Here is a 17,855-nt window from a genome sequence, read left to right as displayed (position 1 = left end):
TAAAACCCCAAAATCGTGCATTAATGCACCATAAAAGAGCCTTGACTCACGAATTTAATTGTATTTAATGATACACAAAGAGCAATCCTGCTCGTGAGAAAATGGAGTCTGTCATGCTGAAAAAATCTTTTTTGCGTCGATATGCCACCGTGTCTCTGGCGACCCTCTGCCTGAGTGCTCCCCTGCTGGCCGAAGCGGCAACGCCGTCGCTGGTGACACCGGGTCAACTGACCTATGGCACCGCCGCGACGTTCATGCCGTTTGAATTTACCAAAAATGGCACCCTCACCGGGTTTGATATCGAGCTGATAACGGCACTCTCGAAAGCGCTTTCACTGGAACCTGCGCCGATGTCGATGGAGTTCAAAGGGCTTATCCCGGCCTTGCAGGGCAAACGTCTGGATATCATCAACTCGGCGATGTACATCAATCCGGCCCGTGCACAACAGGTCGATTTCGTGCCTTATCTGAAGATTGGCAGCCGCGTCATTGTCGCCAAGGGCAATCCGGAAAAAATCACCGGCCGTGACCTGTCGCTGTGCGGCAAAAATATCGCCGTCACGCTGGGCGGTATCGAAGAGAGCCAGGCACGCGTTGACAATCAAAAATGTCTCGAGGCCAAAAAACCGGCCCTCAATGTGCTGACCTTCCCTGCCGCCACCGACTCGGCAGTGGCGGTGGCGCAAAAACGCGCCGATGCCGAATTCCTGTCAACGCCGGGAGCTGTCGCGCTGTTGAGCGAGAAAGGCGACACCTTTGAAACCACAGGAGCGGAGTTTGAAGCCGACACTCACATCGGGTTTGCCGTGCGCAAGGGCGACACTGAAATGAAGACGCTGCTGGAAACCGGTCTGAAAGACATGGTAGCCGACGGCAGTTATCAGAAACTGATCAAGAAATGGCAGTTCCCGGATTCAGTTTCGATTTTCTGATGCCTGATTTTGTATTTGTTGTAGCACGGCAAACACCTGCTCACCGTTTAGCTTTCGGACATTGAGGAATATTCATGTCTTTTGAACTGGTCTGGCAATACCTCTTGTCACCGGCGTTTTTCCAGGGCGCAGTGATGACCCTATTGATTACCGTCTGTTCGCTGTTTTTCGGCATCGTAACGGGATTGATACTGGCTCTGCTGCAAGAGTCCCGCTTTCGGGCGGGCCCTCTTCTGGCCTTTTTCTATTTATGGTTGTTCCGCGGCACGCCCGTACTGTTCCAGATAATTTTTGTCTACAACGTGTTGCCGAGTTTTGGCCTGCGCTTTTCCGCATTCACCTGTGCCGTGCTCGCCCTGTCGCTCAATGAAGGGGCATATATGGCCGAGATCCTGCGTTCGGGTCTTCAGGCGGTCAGAAGCGGGCAGCGCACCGCCGGCATGGCGCTGGGCATGACCAAGGGACAGATTATGCGCAAGATTGTCTTGCCGCAGGCGGCGCGCATTGTCTTGCCACCGATGGGTAACCAGATGATCAGCATGCTGAAATCCAGCGCGCTGGTGTCGGTTATCGCGGTTCAGGAGCTGCTGCTGATTGCCAATCAGACCGCCAGCGCGAGTTTCCGCTACTTCGAAGCGCTGTGCGCGGCGGGCATGTACTACCTCGTTCTGACCACGATTTTCATGATTGGCCAAGCCTGGCTCGAACGTGCGCTTGATCCGAAAAAGCGCAAGAAGCCCGCCCTGTCCATGACCGAACGCCTGCTGCGCAGCAGTGCGCCCAACTGAGGAGAGCAGATGAAAAGCGAAAAACCGCTGCTGGAAATTATCGGCGTCGATAAACATTTCGGCACCCAGCACGTACTGAAAAACTGCACGCTCAGCGTTAACGAAGGGGAAACCGTGGTGCTGATTGGCCCGTCCGGTTCCGGCAAGTCGACCCTGCTGCGCTGCGTGAATCTGCTCGAAAGCATCGAAGGCGGCAGCATCTTTTTCCGCCAGTCCGACATTACCCGTCAGGACGTCGAGCCGCATCGCCTGCGTCAGGAAATCGGCATGGTCTTTCAGAACTATGAGCTGTTTTCCCACCTGACGGCGGCCGAAAACATCATGCTCGCGCCGATGACCGTGCTTGGCGTAAGCCGTGCCGAAGCCGAGGCACAGGCGCTGGCGTTACTCGGCAAGGTGCGTATTCCCGACAAGGCCGACAGTTTCCCGGACGAACTTTCCGGCGGCCAGCAACAGCGCGTGGCGATTGCCAGGGCGCTTGCCATGAAGCCGCGTCTGATGCTGTTTGACGAACCGACTTCCGCGCTGGACCCGGAGATGATCCGCGAGGTGGTGGACGTAATGGCAGATCTCAGCGCAGAGGGGATGACCAGCATTGTGGTGACCCATGAAATGGGCTTTGCCCGTCGCGCCGCGAACCACATCGTGTTTATGGAAAACGGCGAAATTATCGAGAACGCCCCAAGCGATAAATTTTTTGGGGGAGACGTGAGCCAAAGAGCCCAACGCTTCCTTGACCAGATCTTGCACTGATTTTTTAAAAACTTTATGACTACCCGGAGTTTGTGCCTCACCAGGGCCACCCAATCAAGAGGAAGACGCCGATGACACTCTCATCGCCAGATATCGACAGAATGAAACGCGACCTCGCCTCACTGGTCGCCATCAACACCGAAAACCCGCCGGGCCGTGAACGCGAAGCGGCCGAACTTATCAGCCTGTGGCTGAAAGAGGCCGGTTTCGACCTGACACTCAGCGAATATCAGCCGGGCCGCACCAACGTCATTGCCCGACTGGAAAATGGCGCAGGGCCGTGCTTCGCCTTCAATACCCATATCGACGTCGTACCGGCCGGCAGCGGCTGGAGTCAGGATCCTTTCACGCTGACCGAGCGCGACGGCAAGCTCTTTGGCCGCGGTTCCTGTGATGCCAAGGGGCCGCTGGTCGCGATGGTAGAAGCCATGCGTATGCTGGCAGACAATCCGCAGAGTTGGTCGGGCACGCTGATGGGCATTTTCGTGGCCGATGAAGAGGTCGCCAGCGAGGGCGCAAAATTCTATGTCCGCGAGGCGCCCGCCAAAATCGATTTCGCGGTTATCGGCGAACCTACCTCCAACACGACCTACTCGGCGCACAAGGGCAGTCTGCGCCCGCTGGTTCGCGTGCATGGCGTGACGGCGCATTCGGGGACGCCGGAGCTTGGCGAAAACGCCATCTTCCGCGCGGCTCAACTGCTGGGGCTGGTTGAACAGCAGCACGAACAGAGCGTGCGCTGCCGCTGTCATCCGCTGGTGGGCTCGGCGAGTCTGACGGTAACGCGTATTTCGGGCGGCCATGCCGACAACGTATTGCCCGACAGCTGCGAACTGCTGCTGGACCGCCGCATGGTGCCGGGCGAAGACGAAGAACAGGTCAAGCAGGAGCTTCGCGATTTGCTTGCTCTCGCCCACGACAAGTTTGGCGTTCGCAGCGAAATCATCACCTTTAAACCGACGACCGGTGGCGCAACGGAAACCGCCGTTGACGAAGCCATTGTGCAGGCCGGTCTTGAGGCCTGCCGTGCGCAAGGGCTGGAAGAACCCGGTCCGTTTGGTTTTCAGGGCGGATGTGATTTGGTGCACTTTCGCAGTCTTGGGACCAAAGGCATTGTCATCGGTCCCGGCTCGCTTTCCGTTGCCCACAAACCCGACGAATTTGTTCCCGTCGATGAATTCATTGCCGCAAGCGATATCTATCGCGACGTGGCATTAACCATGATGAAAAAAGGATAAGTCGGTGAAAGCCACGCTGTATCGCGCCGAGCTGCGCTACCCGCATTTGCAGTTGCATACCGCCTCCTCGGGCAGCATTCAGGCGCTCGACGAGCTGTATCTGCTGCTGGAAGACCGGCATTGGCAAGGTCTGGGCGAGGTACGGATCAATATCGACTATCTCAACGGTTACAGCGCCGAGCGGGTGCTGAACGATGTCATGCGCACCTTGCGCGCGCTGGATTTGCAGCAACCGCCGAGTGACCTTCTGCTTACGCTGGATACGCAGCTCGCCGACAGTCTCGCGCCTACCCGCATGCTGTTCGATATGGCGCTGCATGACCTGATTGCCCGCCAGAACGGCTGTAGCGTGGCGAAACTTGTCGGCTCCGATTTTCCGGACCCGGTGTGTTATGCCACCAACCAGACGCTGTTCTGGTCATCAATGGCGCAGATGCTGAGTCAGGCCACGGCCTACATGGATCGCGGCTTTACCCATCTCAAACTGCGGGTCGGCATTGGCTCGCTGGAAGAGGACTGCGACCGTCTGGCCGCCCTGCGCCGCCGCTTCGGCCATGAAGTGCATCTTTCCGCCGACGCCAACGGCCAGTGGCAGCCGGAAGCGGCCCGCAGTCACCTGCTGGCGCTGCAAAAATTCGACCTGAGCTATCTCGAACAGCCCATTGCCGACGAATATGCCCATTGCTATCCGTCGCTTGCCGCCTCAAGCCCTATCCCGCTGATGCTGGATGAGAGCATGAGTACGGCGGCCGACCTCGACCGCATCATTGCGATGCAAGGCAAGGTCTGGGCGCATATCAAACTGGTGAAAATGGGCGGCATTGCGCCTGCCGTGCGCGCCGCGCGCCGTCTCAATGCGGCGGGCATTCCCTTCATGATTGGCCAGATGAATGAAGGCGCTGCTGCCACCGCCGCTGCGCTGCACGTCGCCCACGCCTGCCAGCCCGCCCACGCCGAACTTTATGGCGCAGACGGCCTTGGCAACGATCCGGTTTCGGGCCTGACCTATCTTCAGGGCTTGGTCAGCAGCGACGCGCTAACGGGATTAGGTATCAGCTTTGATCCTGATTGCGCAGAGTTAATACAAACCTTTTCTTCTTAAAAACCTGATTTTTATCTGAGAATGAGAGTTGATAATGAATAAAATTGAATTGCCAGACCTTGGCCGCGTCGTGCCAGGGGCAGAATCGGCTTTCGCCGAGGCGGAATATGCAAGCCGCATCCAGCGTGCGCGTCAGTTACTGACCAACGCCGGGCTGGATCTGATGATAATCACCAGTCCCGAGAATATTTTCTACCTAACCGGTCAGCAGACGCCGGGTTACTACACCTTCCAGACTCTGGTGCTGCCGGTCGAGGGCGATCCGGTCTTTGTTATTCGCCAGCTCGAATACTTCAACTTTATATCCAATACCTTTATTCGCGATGCCGCGATTTATACCGACGGCGACAATCCGGTGAATTTCCTGCTCGACGTGCTGAAAGCCCGGGGCTGGAACCAGAAACGCATGGGTATCGATAAACGCGGCTGGTTCCTGCCTATCGCTGTGTATGAAGCCTTGCAGGCCGAACTGGGCGCGCTGCACGACGGCGCAGGCGTTATCGAACAGTTACGTGCCGTGAAGTCAGCCGCCGAACTGGAAAAAATGGCGCACGCCGCGCGTTATGTCGATGCGGGCATGTCGGCGGGCCGCAAGGCGATTGCTGCGGGTGCGACCGAAAATGACCTGGTTTCCGCAATGATGGGCGCTGCCATTGCCGCCGGTTCGGAATATATGGGCATGGAACCGCTGGTCTCTTCGGGTCCGCGCACCGGCGTGCCTCACGGCACCTGGCGTCGTCGTCGCATCAGTGACGGCGACCCGATTTTTCTCGAAATGGCCGCAACGCATGACCGCTATCACGCCGCATTGATGCGCTCCGCCTGGCTCGGCAAACCTCCGGCCGAAGCCATCGAGATGGAAAAGGTCTGTCAGGAAGCGCTTCAGGCCGCGCTCGATGCCATTCGTCCGGGGGCAACCTGCGAAACCCCGCACCTCGCCTGTCAGCGTGTAATCGACCGCGCAGGCTATACCGATAATTTCAGGAAACGCACCGGTTATTCCATCGGCGTCTCTTTTGCGCCCGACTGGGGCGAAGGCGCGATCCTCAGCCTTTACAGTGGCATCACCACTGAACTGCAACCGGGCATGACGTTTCACATTCCTCCGGCGCTGCGCATCTATGGTGAATTTACCGTGGGCGTCAGCGAAACCATTGTGGTCACCGAATCCGGTTATCGCGTGTTGGGCTCAATCGATCGCCCGCTGTTGTTACTTTAGTCAGAACCGAATAGGCAAGGAACAGAAGAATGAAAGACATTTATGAAAGCCAGGCGCGTCTGCGCGGTATTTTCAACATTACCGTGACTCCTTTCACCGCCGACGGCGAGTTTGATTTTGACGGGCTGGCACGCAATATCGAACGCGTGATTGCGCTGGGTTACGACGGTATTTTGATTGGCGGCACCTATGGCGAATTCCCGGCCATGACCACCGACGAACGCGCGATGATGTTTCGCAACGTGATGGCGGTGGTCGGCGATCGTGTGCCGGTGATGCTGTGCAGCGCCGGTTCGGACGCTCGCGCCGTCAGTGAACTGACCACGCTTGCAGGCGAACTGGGTGGATTGCCTATGGTAACGCCTCCGTTTGTTTCCGAAGTCACCGATGGGCAAATCGTCAGTTTCTTCAAGAAGATGGCTCCCCTTTCACGCACCGGTATTCTGGTCTACAACGCGCCGGGCATCGGCATTACCCTGCCGCCGGTAGTACTGGAACAGCTGGCGGATATCGAAGGTGTGGTCGGCATCAAGCAGGGCGACCTGAACCCGACGGCCATCGACCAGATTGCCAACCGCCTCGGCGGTCGTCTGCGTCTGTTCTGCGCGTCCGACCTCGCCTTCCTCGGCCCGATGATGTGCGGCTTTGACGGTATCAGCACCACCAACAGCGGCGCTTTGCCGGAACTCATTCTGGCAACCTACCGTGCGCTTGAAAAAGGCGATGCGGCGACGGCGCGTGAACTGCATCAGCTGTGGTATCCGTATCGTGCGCTGGCGCGTCGTCATGGACAGCCGCAACTGGTCAAGGCCGCCATGAACCTGCGCGGTTTTGACGGTCAGCACGTGCGTGCGCCGTTAATCGATCTCGAAGGGTCGGTTATCGAAGAAGTCAAAGCCGAATTGCTGCGCCTCGCGGCCGACCCGCGTAGCGGTGTGACGATGAAGTAATTTGTCTCGCCACGGCCGATAGACGGCCTTTTGAAAAGACGAGACGGGCCTCGCTATCGAACATAGCGGGGCCTTTTCCTTTAGACGTTACGCTTTACCCTTGGCCGCCAGCAGGAAAGCACCAATCAGGGGGCTGGGCCATTGAGGGGTCGACGTCAGTTCAGGATGCCCCTGTACGCCAAGAAAGAAAGGATGCGAAGTATGTTCAATGGCATCGGCTATCGTGCCGCTGTTGTCTGTGCCGGAAATAAGCAGCCCGTTTGCCGCCAACTCGTCCTTGAACAAGGGGTTGAGCTGAAAACGGTGATTGTAGCGCAGACGGGTTTTGTCTCCCATTACCGCAGCCATCTGCGTGCCGGACACAAGTTTCATGTCGTCATCACCCAGTCGATGTACAGGATGCTGCGGCGTATCGGTGAGGGGAATAAAGGTCTTGAGCTGGGCATGAGGGTCAACTTCGGCGAGATTGGCCTGCGCACTGCCGAGCATCTGCTGAATAGCCGCCGTCGCCATGGTCTGCATTCCGAGACATAGCCCCAGTGTAGGGATTTCGTGATTCAGACAGTGATGCGCCACACGAATCTGCCCAGCGACATTGCGCATGTCCGAGCCTCCAGGCAACAGCACGCCGTCGATATCCTTGAGCACGCCTGATAACTCCCGAGGCGAGATACAAGGCGGCAGGCAGATGATTTCGACTTCCAGTTCCAGCGCATCGATAGCGTCACCGAGCGCCGCGAGCGTGGCGGGATAACTGGCAATCTGGTCCTGATAAGTGCCTATCAGCGCGATACGCAGGTGACCCGAACCGGACTGTCCGCCAGAACCGGTGTTCGGAATGACTCGGCCAAAGCGGTCGCGAGTCCAGGCCACGGGGCGATTTTCCGTATTTTCCATGCGGGAGAACTGGAATCCGCGTGCCGTGTGTTCGATTTCAATCAGCTGATAATCGACAGAGTAATTTCTTGCCTCTCGCGCCAGCCGCGTAAAGGAGGCGAGCTGAACGGGGGCCAGCGGCACGATGTAGTCTTTGCCGCCGTGAAGACTGAGCAGGTCGTCCAGCTGCCAGACTTTACCCGCCGACATCGCCCCGAGACGTTCATGCCAGAGCAGTCCGCTGGTGACCAGATGCCCTTCCGGTGTGACATGCTGACAGGCATCGGCGTAGCTTTGCCTGTCCCATTCTACCGCGAGGTGCGCCAGTTCCGCGTCTCGCTGTTCGGCCAATACCGCAGCCATCGCGCCATACAGCGCAGGTTCCGGCGTGTTATGTGCAACGAATGTTAAAGTCATAATTTTCACCTAGTGGATTAAAATTTTATTAATAAATAAGGCATTACAGTGATTTTCTACGAAATCTCTGCCCGGTCTTTTCATGAGTCATGAACAAAACCTGATTAAAAACTGAGGAAAACCTCAGTGAAACCTGAAGAAAGCATGAGCAATCTTCAAGGAGCCATGATAATTTAAATTGGTTTATTTGATACAACAAATACAATTTTGCTTCAATCTTATAAAAGGGTAAAAAAGATGTCTGCTGAATTTACTGCGTCACGCCTGCGACGCGTACGCCCCTCTCCTACGGCGGTGATTTCCGATCGCGTCCGTGCGCTGTCTGACGCCGGAGTAGATGTTATCAACCTTGGCGAAGGAGAGCTCGATTTCGACACACCCGATCATATTAAGCAAGCGGGCATCGCGGCAATTGTACAAGGTGATACAAAATACACCGCCGTATCAGGTACCGCCCAGTTAAAAAAGGCTATCATCAACAAATTCCAGCGTGAGAACCAACTCACTTACCTTGCCAACGAAGTGATTGCCGGCAGTGGCGCAAAACAGCTGATCTTCAACGCGCTTCTGGCGACCGTCTCCACAGGCGACGAGGTCATTATTCCCGCGCCATACTGGGTCTCCTATCCCGACATGGTTGCGCTGGCCGATGGCGAGCCGGTTATCTTGCCTTGTCAGGAGGAGAATGGCTGGAAACTGCAACCTGCCGATCTCGCCGCCGCCATCAATGAAAAAACCCGCTGGTTGATTCTCAACTCGCCCAACAACCCGACCGGCGCCATATACAGCGCCCGGGAACTGGCGGCTCTGGCCGAGGTTCTGCTCAACGCTCCGCATGTATTGATTATGGCCGATGATATCTATGAACACATCAGTCATCCTCCTGCCCTTTTCGCAACCCTTGCACAGGTCGAACCGCGCCTCAAGGATAGAATACTGACCGTCAATGGCGTCTCGAAGGGCTATTCGATGACAGGCTGGCGCATCGGTTATGCAGGCGGTCCCGCCTGGCTCATCGCCGCCATGCAGATTTTGCAGTCGCAGAGCACCTCGAATCCAAGCTCGATTTCGCAGGCTGCCACCGTGGTGGCGCTCGAGCAGGACAGCGCTTTCCTTGATGAATGGCGCGCCGTACTCGCCACCCGCCGCCAGAAAATAATGGATTGTCTGGCAAATATAGAAGGACTGCATGCCGACCTGCCGCCCGGCGCTTTCTACGTCTTCGCCAACTGTTCGGGTATGATCGGTAAAACAACGCCGACGGGGCAGAAGATTGCAAGCGATGTCGATTTTGCCGAGTACCTGCTGGACGCCGCGCATGTCGCTACGCTGCAAGGCTCCGCCTTTGGTGCCTCACCGTATCTGCGTATCGCCTACGCCATAGACGATGCCCGTCTTGACGAAGCGTGCGAGAGAATAACCCGCGCCTGCAAGGCATTATCCTGATTGAAAGGGAATGGGTGCAACGACGTTTCGGGCATAGAGGAATAAAAGGGTGAAAGCTGCTCGGCAACCTGGCTTTAAGCGGGCGATTCGGCTCAAATCTCAACAACTTGAGCAAACTAGCAGCAGTCGAGCATATTTTTGCAGTTGTTCTTTGACATGCACCGCGGCAGTCGTTATTATTCGCCCCGTTCAAACGATTCCTCTGTAGTTCAGTCGGTAGAACGGCGGACTGTTAATCCGTATGTCACTGGTTCGAGTCCAGTCAGAGGAGCCAAATTTAGAAAAGCCCGCATCAGGCAACTGACGCGGGCTTTTTGCTTTTAGCGGGTTGCGCCTGCTACAGCTTTAAAAACGCTTCCCGATGCATTGTTAGTTATCATTTCGTATCGGGAAAGATGGGTGGTCAGATTTGGGGTCATTTCGGTTCGATTATGGAGTGACCTCCAAATGTCTCTGAACGATACTAAAATCCGTAGCCTCAAGCCTTCTGACAAACCTTTTAAAATCTCTGATTCCCACGGTCTTTACCTTTTAGTCAATACAGGCGGCTCGCTTCTTTGATATCTCAAATATCGCATCAAGATGTTGTAAAGTATCCATGCAATATCGGCGATGGCCGTCAAAATGATGCTTTCAACGCTCCCGCCAGAATACTCGCAAGGTTCCCTTACGACCGATGCCCGTTAATAAATGAAAAATAGAACTGCAAAACCAATCATACTGAGCACTATAAGAAAAAGAGTTCCGGCATGAAAAACACGTCTGCCTAAACCTCCTCAATTATCCCCCTGCACTTAAAACACCGCTAAATAAACCCCTTAAATTTCAGTGTCTTTGTGTAAGAAAACTCCTAATTGTAATCAATAATCATTCTCATTATAATTCTGCTTCTTATTTGCATTGTTTTTAACACAGGGTAGGTGTTGGCTATTATGAGGAAAGTTACCTTTAACTATTCGCTTTTGAGTTCGCTCATTGCGGGAATTCTGGTCGTACCTTTGGCGCAGGCAGACGATATTAGCGCCGGAACAACTCAGGTACAGCCGCAAACAAATGTGAACGATCAGCAGAAACAGGGAGATGTTTCCAGGACCAGTGAACAAAAGCAAAAACCCGTGGTTGCCGACGATAAGAGCAGTCATGAAGATACGATGGTAGTTACCGCCCGAGAGCAGACGCTGCAAGCGCCGGGCGTGTCAATCATCGACAGTGAAGCGATAAAAAAGCACCCTATCCAGCGCGACGTTTCAGAAATCATTCGTACCATGCCGGGAGTCAATCTCACGGGTAACTCCAGCAGCGGTCAGCGTGGTAACAATCGCCAGATAGATATTCGCGGCATGGGGCCGGAGAATACCCTGATTCTGGTGGACGGCATGCCGGTGAGCAGTAAAAACTCGGTGCGGTATGGCTGGCGAGGTGACCGTGACACCCGTGGTGACAGCAACTGGGTGCCGCCTGAAATGATCGACCGCATCGAGGTGATCCGCGGCCCGGCGGCAGCGCTGTACGGCAACGGCGCTATGGGTGGCGTGGTAAACATCATCACCAAACAGGCGGAACCTGCGTGGCACGGTAATTTCAATACCTACTACAACGTACCGGAACACAAAGAGGAAGGCGCGACTAAACGCTACAACGCCAGCCTGAGCGGTGCGCTGACCGACAATCTGACCATGCGCCTCTACGGCAACTGGAGCAAGACTCAGGCCGATGGTCAAAACATCAATGCCGGGCGCGCGGCGGAACGTACCGGTAAATATGCCGGCCAGATCCCGGCGGGTCGCGAAGGGGTTATCAACAAGAATATCAATGGGGTACTGCGTTGGGACTTCGCGCGCATGCAGGCGCTGGAGCTCTCTGCCGGATTTAGCCGTCAGGGGAATCTGTACGCCGGCGACACCCAGAATACCAACAGCAGCACGCTGGTGAAAGCCAACTACGGTAAAGAAACCAACATTATCTATCGTCAGTCGCTGTCGCTGAAATATACCGGCGCCTGGGACAACGGCATCACCACCAATAACTATATCCAGTTTGAAAAAACGCGTAATACCCGTCTGAATGAGGGCCTGTCAGGCGGACTGGAGGGACTGTTCAGCACCACTAATCCGGGTTTCTCGACCATCACGCTGAACGATACCAACTTGCATTCCGAAGTGAATATTCCGTTCGAACTGGGGGTTCCTCAGACGGTAACCTTCGGCGCGGAAATGAACCATCAAACGATGGCTGACCCGACCTCCAACACCGTGACGACGACCTCGACGGTAGAGGGTGTATCCAGCACGAATCGCAGCAACTACAGTTCGGCGGATATCTACGGTATTTACACCGAGGACAATATCGATCTCACCGACTCGACACGTCTGACTCCAGGAATTCGTTTTAACCACCAGACTTACACCGGCGGCAACGTGAGTCCTTCACTGAATCTGTCGCAGGATCTGGGTGATAATTTCACGCTGAAAATGGGCATCGCCCGAGCATGGAAAGCTCCAAATCTCTATCAAACCAACCCTAACTACCTGTTATACAGCAGCGGCAACGGCTGTTACGCCAGCTCTGTAAGCTGTTATTTGCAAGGCAACAAGGATTTAAAAGCAGAGACGAGCGTCAATAAAGAGATTGGCATCGAGTTCCATCATGACGGCGTTCAGGCGGGTCTGACATGGTATCGCAATGATTACCACAACAAGATTGAAGCAGGTTACTCCCCAGAATATGACAACGGCACTTCTGACGTCTACAAATGGGCAAACGTGCCAAAATCGATAGTGCAGGGGCTGGAAGGGACATTAAACTTCCCGATCAGCGAAACGGTCACGATGAACAACAACTTTACTTACATCATCGACAACAAGAACGATACCACCGGCGATTACCTGACCATTATTCCGAAATTTACCATCAACTCGACCCTCGACTGGCAGGCCACCAGCAATCTGGCGGTAGAGGGCACGATGACGTGGTATGGCAGGCAAAAACCACAGAAGTATAACTCTCAGGGCGGCGACACGTCTGACACGGAAACCTGGCAAGTCTCCCCTTACGCCCTATTTGGCATGAGCGCGGTTTACAGCGTAAACAAGGATATCGACGTCACGGCGGGTGTCGATAATATTCTGGATAAACGTCACTTCCGCGAGGGTAACGCTCTGACTTCAGGCACTTCGCCAACCTTTGCCTATGGCGCGGGCGCGCGAACCTACAATGAGTCGGGTCGCACGTTCTATATGGAGCTGGGCATGCACTTCTGATAGCGCATTCCGCCACCGAAAACCCGCCTTGTCGACAGCGAGGCGGGTTTGGTCAATAAACAGAAAGAACTCACCGTCACGCGTTATCGTTATTGAAGCCGCATAAAAATAGATTATTTATCCGATTGAATTAATTGAGAAATTTTATATGAGCCGTGTATTATCGCGCTGGAAAAACCGACATCTCGCAAGGCCTGTTGTTGCCCTCATTTTAACGCTCTGCTTTGCCGCAAACAGTTACGCCCGCCCTAACATGGCGCCTCTCGGTCCTAATATCGCCGACAAAGGGTCTGCTTATTATCATTTTTCAGTGAGCACGTTTGACTCAGTCGATGGCAGAAGGCATTACAAGGTGTGGACGGGCGTTCCCGATAAGCGCCCGCCGCCTGCGGGTTATCCCGTGCTTTATCTGCTCGACGGAAACGCTGCGATGGACAAACTTTCCGAACCCCTTCTCAAGCAGCTTTCAGCAGGCACGCCACCGGTAATCGTGGCCGTTGGCTATCAGACTGCCCTGCCTTTTGACGTCATCGCCCGAGCGTATGATTACACGCCGCCCGTGCCGAATTTGCCTTCTCCTGACTTACACGGCCGCGAGAATGGCGGCGCGCATCTTTTTCGTGATTTGCTGGAAGATAACATTGTGCCCAATGTCGAAAAAGGCCTGAAAATCGACCAATCTAAAAGAGGTATTTGGGGGCATTCCTACGGCGGGGTATTTGTACTGGATACTTATCTCTCTTCCTCATCGCTGTTTCACCTTTATTACTCCGCCAGCCCGTCGTTGAATCAAAATTACGCGGTTTTGGTCGATAGACTCGGGGAAAACGACAACGCGACACGCTGTAACAAGCAGCTGTCTCTTTATGAAGGGGACGACACGCCGGGGAAAAATATCAGATCTGAAACCGCGCCGGAGGTTCTGCACAAGCTTCGCAGCACGCTTGAAGCGCTGCATGGCGCAGGTCTGGCGGTCTCTTATTGGTCAGATCCCGCACTTAGTCATGGTCAAATGTTTACCGCTTCTCTCCCGCGTGCGCTGTTAAACATCGCCACGGAACAGCAGAGCACCAATGCAATGGCGCCCTGCCCGAACTAATCCTCAACCCGACATTGCCGGCCTGGCAATGTCGGGTATTACTATCTCGCCGTTACGCGATCACCTCTGCCTCATCATGCGGGACTTCTGAAGGCTTCATGTCGGAAGCCTGAGTTCCCGTGCTGTCACGCCACAGTCGGGCATACAATCCGCCCTTCGCCAGCAGCGCGTCGTGGGTGCCATATTCGGCGACACGCCCGGCTTCCATCACGGCTATTGCGTCACAGCGGCGGGCCGTAGTGAGTCGGTGCGCGACCACCAGCGCCGTTCGTCCATCGCGATGAGCCCCCTCTGCGAGTGAGGTCATGAGGGTCTCTTCCGAAGCGCGATCCAAACGCGCCGTCGCTTCGTCGAGCAGCAGAAACGTGGGCATTGGCAAGCTGCGCACGCGCCAGAGCAACGAGCTGACGCTGTCCTGAAGAGAGATCTGCCCCGCCGTTGTTTACAGGCGTGCGGAATCCTCGCGGCAAGTTCCTTACCGTGTCGAAAAGCCCTGCCTGCTTTGCCGCATGTTCAACTTCCGCGTCGCTACTTGCTGGGCGCGGATAGCGGATATTTCCGGCAATATCGCCGCTGAACAACGCCACATCCTGCTCGACCAACCCGACCTGAGCACGATAATCGGCGAGCAAATGCTCATCGATAGTCCGTGTCCCGATACGAATCTTGCCTTCCGTCGGCGTATAAAGCCCGGCTATCAGCTTCACCAGCGTAGATTTCCCTGCCCCACTGCGTCCGACAACGGCGACAACCGCGCCTTCCGGAATCGACAGGCTAAGCTGGTCCAGGGCAGGATCACTGCTGCCCGGATAACGGAACGTGACGTTTTCCAGCGTCAGTGCACCTTGTAAAGGCACGAGAGCCGACGAGTCCGACGGCCGCACATCTTCAGCGCCTTCGGTTGCCAGTAGATCATCGATATGTCTGGCACTGGCCGAGGCCTGCTGATAGGCGTCGACAATGCCCGACAGCTGCTGAATCGGCCCGTAGAACTGACCCAGTAACAGGAAGAAGGCCGCCATCACACCGGCGGTCATCTCACCTTCGGCAACGCGCGAGGCCCCCACCAACAGCACGGCCGCGTAGGCCGCTTCGGTACAAAACGTCAGGAACGGAAAATAGACGGCAAGATATTTTTGTGCCCGCACGCGGGTGGCCCGAAAACGGTCAGATAGCGAACGCAAACGTGCCGCTTCTGCACCCTGCTGCCCGTGAGACTGGACCACGCGCAGTCCCGTGACTTTCTCCTGCAGGCTGCTGTTTACTTTGCCAATCTCGATACGCGCCTTTGCATAGGCGGGCGAACTCAAACGGCGATAGACCAGCGTCGCCAGAATCACCACCGGAACGGCGCTCAGGGCCACACAGGCCAGAACCGGATCGAGCCAGAACATGGCAATCGCAATCGCCAGCATGGTGATCAGACTGGTTGCTGCACCGGCGAGACCGTTTTGCAGAAATCGCGCCAACGCGTCAACGTCAACGGTCATGCGAGTCAGGCGGGTATCGGCGTGCTGCTCGTGGTAAGGCATGCCCAGTCGCAACAAATGTCCGAAGCTGCGTAGGCGAACCGTATGCTGCACCGTCTCTGCCGCGCGCGACGACACTACGGTCTGCAACGCGTAACAGCACCAGCTGATGATAACCAGCACGAGAGCAAAGGCTGCACAGGTGCCGATAAGGGTCAGATTGCCCGCCGCGACGCCCATATCAATGCCCCGTTGCAGCAGCACCAGTACGCCTACGCTCGCCGCCGAATCCACGGCGATCAGCAAGGCGGCAACCAGGTACATCCAGGCGACGGGAGATAATAGCGAGGCGACGCGTCTTCCCTGACCCTCCCGGGCCATCTGCACCGCCCTTTCCGGCACGCGACTCATGCGTTCGCGGAACCCTTCGCTGCGTTTGGCTGGCTCGGCGTTGTTCTCTTCATCGCCCCGAGAAAGGGCAGGCTCCGGCCACAGCTGCGCGTGAGTAGAGAGTGGCTTCTCGAGCAAATCACCCGCGCCGGACATCAGGGCACGGAATGCCGGACAACGCGCCTCAAGCTCAGCCTGCGTGCCGACATCGGCAACGCGCCCTTCCTCCAGCACCACAATTTTGCTGGCTAACTGCAAGGTCGAACGTCGGCGCGCGATAACCAGCAGCATGTGGCTTTCATCGGCATAATGCCCGAGCGCGGCGTTTATCTCGGACTCGGTCCCGGCATCCACCGCCGACGTGGTGTCATCCAGAATCAGCAGGCTAGGTGCCGTCAGCAGCGCGCGAGCAAGCCCGATACGCTGACGTTGCCCACCGGAAAGATTGGAAGCACGTTCGGCGAGACGGGTTTTAAAACCGTTAGGCAGCGCGGAAATAAAGCCCGTAGCTCCGGCGGCATCGGCCGCACGACGAATGCTCTCCTCCGTTGCATCAGGGTGACCATAGGCAATATTTTCCGCTACCGTGCCCGCAAAGAGGAAAGTATCTTCAAACACAACCCCAACGGCGCGGCGCAGCGCCTCGAGTTGCAGGTCGGCAATGTTCTGCTTCCCCCGCGACGTGTCGAGCCACAGCGTTCCCTGAGTGGGATCGTAAAAGCGTGCGAGCAGCATCGACAACGTCGATTTCCCGGAACCCGACGCGCCAACGACGGCAACTGTCTCCCCTGTCTTGATAGAAAACGAGACGTTGCTCAGCACGTTAGCGCCTTTGCCGTAGCCAAATCCAACATCATCCAGCGTCAACCCGACGACGTTACCGTCTACACTCTGCGTCCCATCCTGCATCTGTGATTCGGTGTCAATCAGAGTGAAAACACGCTCGGCCGACGCCTGCGTGCGCTGCCCAATCACCAGAAACGAGGCCAGCACGCGGGTTGGGCCGGTGAGCATGGCGAGGAAGCTGGCAAAGGCGACGAAAGTGCCGAGGTCGATACGCCCCGCCATCACCGACCAGCCGCCAAATCCAAGCAGCACAATCTGCCCGAGCACCGGCAGCGCCAGCATGGTTGCGCCAGGCATCGCCTGTGCAATGGCCGCGCCAATTCTCACCCGCACCATGTGGCGCGACTGACTGTCCAGCCACCGCATCTCACGCAGTTCCGCGACGCAGGATTTAACAATGGAGATCTGCGCCAATACTTCGCGCATGTGTTCTGTCAGGTTGGCAAGCTTGTCGGACGCCATGCCCGTCTGGGCAAAAACACGGCGGCGGGCACGCAGTGCGGTGGTGGCCAAACCGGCCAGCACCAGCACGACGATAAGCGTCATCGACGGCGACATCCACAGCATGACGGCAAGTCCCGCGATATAATAGGTCAGCACGGCCAGTGGAACCGGACACATCTGGAGCAGCATATGCACCTGTTGCAGGTCGCTATTGGTTCGCGAAATCACCTGCCCGGTACGCAGCGCATCTTGCCCGGCGCCATCCAATTTCTGGATACTGTCAAAGACTCGGCCCCGCAACGTATGCTGGACCCAGAGCGAGAGTTCTCCCGCATAGCCACGGCGTATATAGTTGCCGACAAAATCAAAGAGTGCGATGAAAAGCAGTCCGCCCGCGAGCCACGGCAGCTGTGCCGAATTGCCCGCCAAAGCGTCGTTAACCGCCTGACGGGTCAGCAAAGGCGCCATTGCAGCCAGAAGAATGGTACTGACCGAGGCCAGCACGACAATAATACTGAGCTTCTTGCGTTCCCAGCACACGCCAGCAAGTCGGACTATCCATGAGCCCGCTGGCGTTGAAGAATGAGTAGTGGGCATCAACCCTCCTGTTAATGAGTAGTAAAATA

At 56.1% G+C, this 17,855-nt stretch carries 11 protein-coding genes, 1 tRNA gene and 2 pseudogenes; 12 read left to right on the top strand and 2 right to left on the bottom strand.

The window, feature by feature from the left end; genetic code table 11:
* Window positions 1–113 precede the first annotated feature (113 nt).
* From O1V66_RS03660 to O1V66_RS03630, 7 genes are all read left to right on the top strand, one after another.
* Window positions 114–932, top strand: coding sequence for an ABC transporter substrate-binding protein (locus O1V66_RS03660; protein ID WP_045047136.1), 819 nt, complete (start codon window positions 114–116; stop codon window positions 930–932).
* Between the two features lie 74 nt (window positions 933–1,006).
* Window positions 1,007–1,720 (top strand): amino acid ABC transporter permease, encoded by a 714-nt coding sequence (locus O1V66_RS03655; protein WP_045047137.1) that lies wholly within the window; start codon window positions 1,007–1,009, stop codon window positions 1,718–1,720.
* Between the two features lie 9 nt (window positions 1,721–1,729).
* Window positions 1,730–2,473: an amino acid ABC transporter ATP-binding protein gene (locus tag O1V66_RS03650; RefSeq protein WP_045047138.1), complete on the top strand. Its 744-nt coding sequence runs from the start codon at window positions 1,730–1,732 to the stop codon at window positions 2,471–2,473.
* 71 nt (window positions 2,474–2,544) lie between these two features.
* Window positions 2,545–3,711 (top strand): M20 family metallopeptidase, encoded by a 1,167-nt coding sequence (locus tag O1V66_RS03645; protein WP_082050970.1) that lies wholly within the window; start codon window positions 2,545–2,547, stop codon window positions 3,709–3,711.
* A gap of 4 nt (window positions 3,712–3,715) precedes the next feature.
* Window positions 3,716–4,813, top strand: a complete 1,098-nt coding sequence (locus O1V66_RS03640) for a mandelate racemase/muconate lactonizing enzyme family protein (RefSeq protein WP_045047139.1) — start codon at window positions 3,716–3,718, stop codon at window positions 4,811–4,813.
* Between the two features lie 34 nt (window positions 4,814–4,847).
* Window positions 4,848–6,032, top strand: a complete 1,185-nt coding sequence (locus O1V66_RS03635) for a M24 family metallopeptidase (RefSeq protein ID WP_045047140.1) — start codon at window positions 4,848–4,850, stop codon at window positions 6,030–6,032.
* A 29-nt stretch (window positions 6,033–6,061) separates the two neighbouring features.
* Complete coding sequence (locus tag O1V66_RS03630; RefSeq protein WP_045047141.1) at window positions 6,062–6,982, top strand: dihydrodipicolinate synthase family protein; 921 nt, start codon at window positions 6,062–6,064, stop codon at window positions 6,980–6,982.
* Between the two features lie 87 nt (window positions 6,983–7,069).
* Here O1V66_RS03630 and O1V66_RS03625 read toward each other — a convergent pair whose 3' ends face one another.
* Entirely contained in the window at window positions 7,070–8,275 is a 1,206-nt protein-coding gene (locus O1V66_RS03625; protein ID WP_045047142.1) for a glutamine amidotransferase-related protein, read from the bottom strand.
* A gap of 237 nt (window positions 8,276–8,512) precedes the next feature.
* On the opposite strand from O1V66_RS03625, the gene O1V66_RS03620 reads away from it, so the two are divergent.
* The 5 genes and pseudogenes from O1V66_RS03620 to O1V66_RS03600 all read left to right on the top strand — a co-directional run bounded on the left by O1V66_RS03620 (window position 8,513) and on the right by O1V66_RS03600 (window position 14,080).
* A complete protein-coding gene (locus tag O1V66_RS03620; protein ID WP_045047143.1) occupies window positions 8,513–9,721 on the top strand; it encodes an aminotransferase class I/II-fold pyridoxal phosphate-dependent enzyme in 1,209 nt (402 codons plus the stop codon).
* 198 nt (window positions 9,722–9,919) lie between these two features.
* Window positions 9,920–9,995 (top strand) — tRNA-Asn (locus O1V66_RS03615).
* Window positions 9,996–10,168: 173 nt separating this feature from the next.
* A pseudogene (locus O1V66_RS03610) lies at window positions 10,169–10,279 on the top strand (Arm DNA-binding domain-containing protein); the annotation flags it as partial.
* 374 nt (window positions 10,280–10,653) lie between these two features.
* Entirely contained in the window at window positions 10,654–12,981 is a 2,328-nt protein-coding gene (locus O1V66_RS03605) for a TonB-dependent siderophore receptor (RefSeq protein ID WP_045047144.1), read from the top strand.
* A 352-nt stretch (window positions 12,982–13,333) separates the two neighbouring features.
* Window positions 13,334–14,080, top strand: coding sequence for an alpha/beta hydrolase (locus O1V66_RS03600; protein ID WP_241481377.1), 747 nt, complete (start codon window positions 13,334–13,336; stop codon window positions 14,078–14,080).
* A gap of 52 nt (window positions 14,081–14,132) precedes the next feature.
* Here the strand turns inward: O1V66_RS03600 and iroC are convergent.
* Window positions 14,133–17,826 (bottom strand): annotated as a pseudogene (gene iroC, locus O1V66_RS03595) (salmochelin/enterobactin export ABC transporter IroC).
* Window positions 17,827–17,855: the final 29 nt, after the last annotated feature.

This window comes from Rouxiella chamberiensis (assembly GCF_026967475.1).
Taxonomy (GTDB): domain Bacteria; phylum Pseudomonadota; class Gammaproteobacteria; order Enterobacterales; family Enterobacteriaceae; genus Rouxiella; species Rouxiella chamberiensis.
Note: the sequence above shows the minus strand (reverse complement) of the source record. Positions and strands in the feature narration are given on the sequence as shown.

Coding starts and splice junctions, on each gene's coding strand:
- O1V66_RS03660 (WP_045047136.1), top strand. CDS start 114: ATGCTGAAAAAATCTTTTTTGCGTCGATATGCCACCGTGTCTCTGGCG.
- O1V66_RS03655 (WP_045047137.1), top strand. CDS start 1,007: ATGTCTTTTGAACTGGTCTGGCAATACCTCTTGTCACCGGCGTTTTTC.
- O1V66_RS03650 (WP_045047138.1), top strand. CDS start 1,730: ATGAAAAGCGAAAAACCGCTGCTGGAAATTATCGGCGTCGATAAACAT.
- O1V66_RS03645 (WP_082050970.1), top strand. CDS start 2,545: ATGACACTCTCATCGCCAGATATCGACAGAATGAAACGCGACCTCGCC.
- O1V66_RS03635 (WP_045047140.1), top strand. CDS start 4,848: ATGAATAAAATTGAATTGCCAGACCTTGGCCGCGTCGTGCCAGGGGCA.
- O1V66_RS03630 (WP_045047141.1), top strand. CDS start 6,062: ATGAAAGACATTTATGAAAGCCAGGCGCGTCTGCGCGGTATTTTCAAC.
- O1V66_RS03625 (WP_045047142.1), bottom strand. CDS start 8,275: ATGACTTTAACATTCGTTGCACATAACACGCCGGAACCTGCGCTGTAT.
- O1V66_RS03620 (WP_045047143.1), top strand. CDS start 8,513: ATGTCTGCTGAATTTACTGCGTCACGCCTGCGACGCGTACGCCCCTCT.
- O1V66_RS03605 (WP_045047144.1), top strand. CDS start 10,654: ATGAGGAAAGTTACCTTTAACTATTCGCTTTTGAGTTCGCTCATTGCG.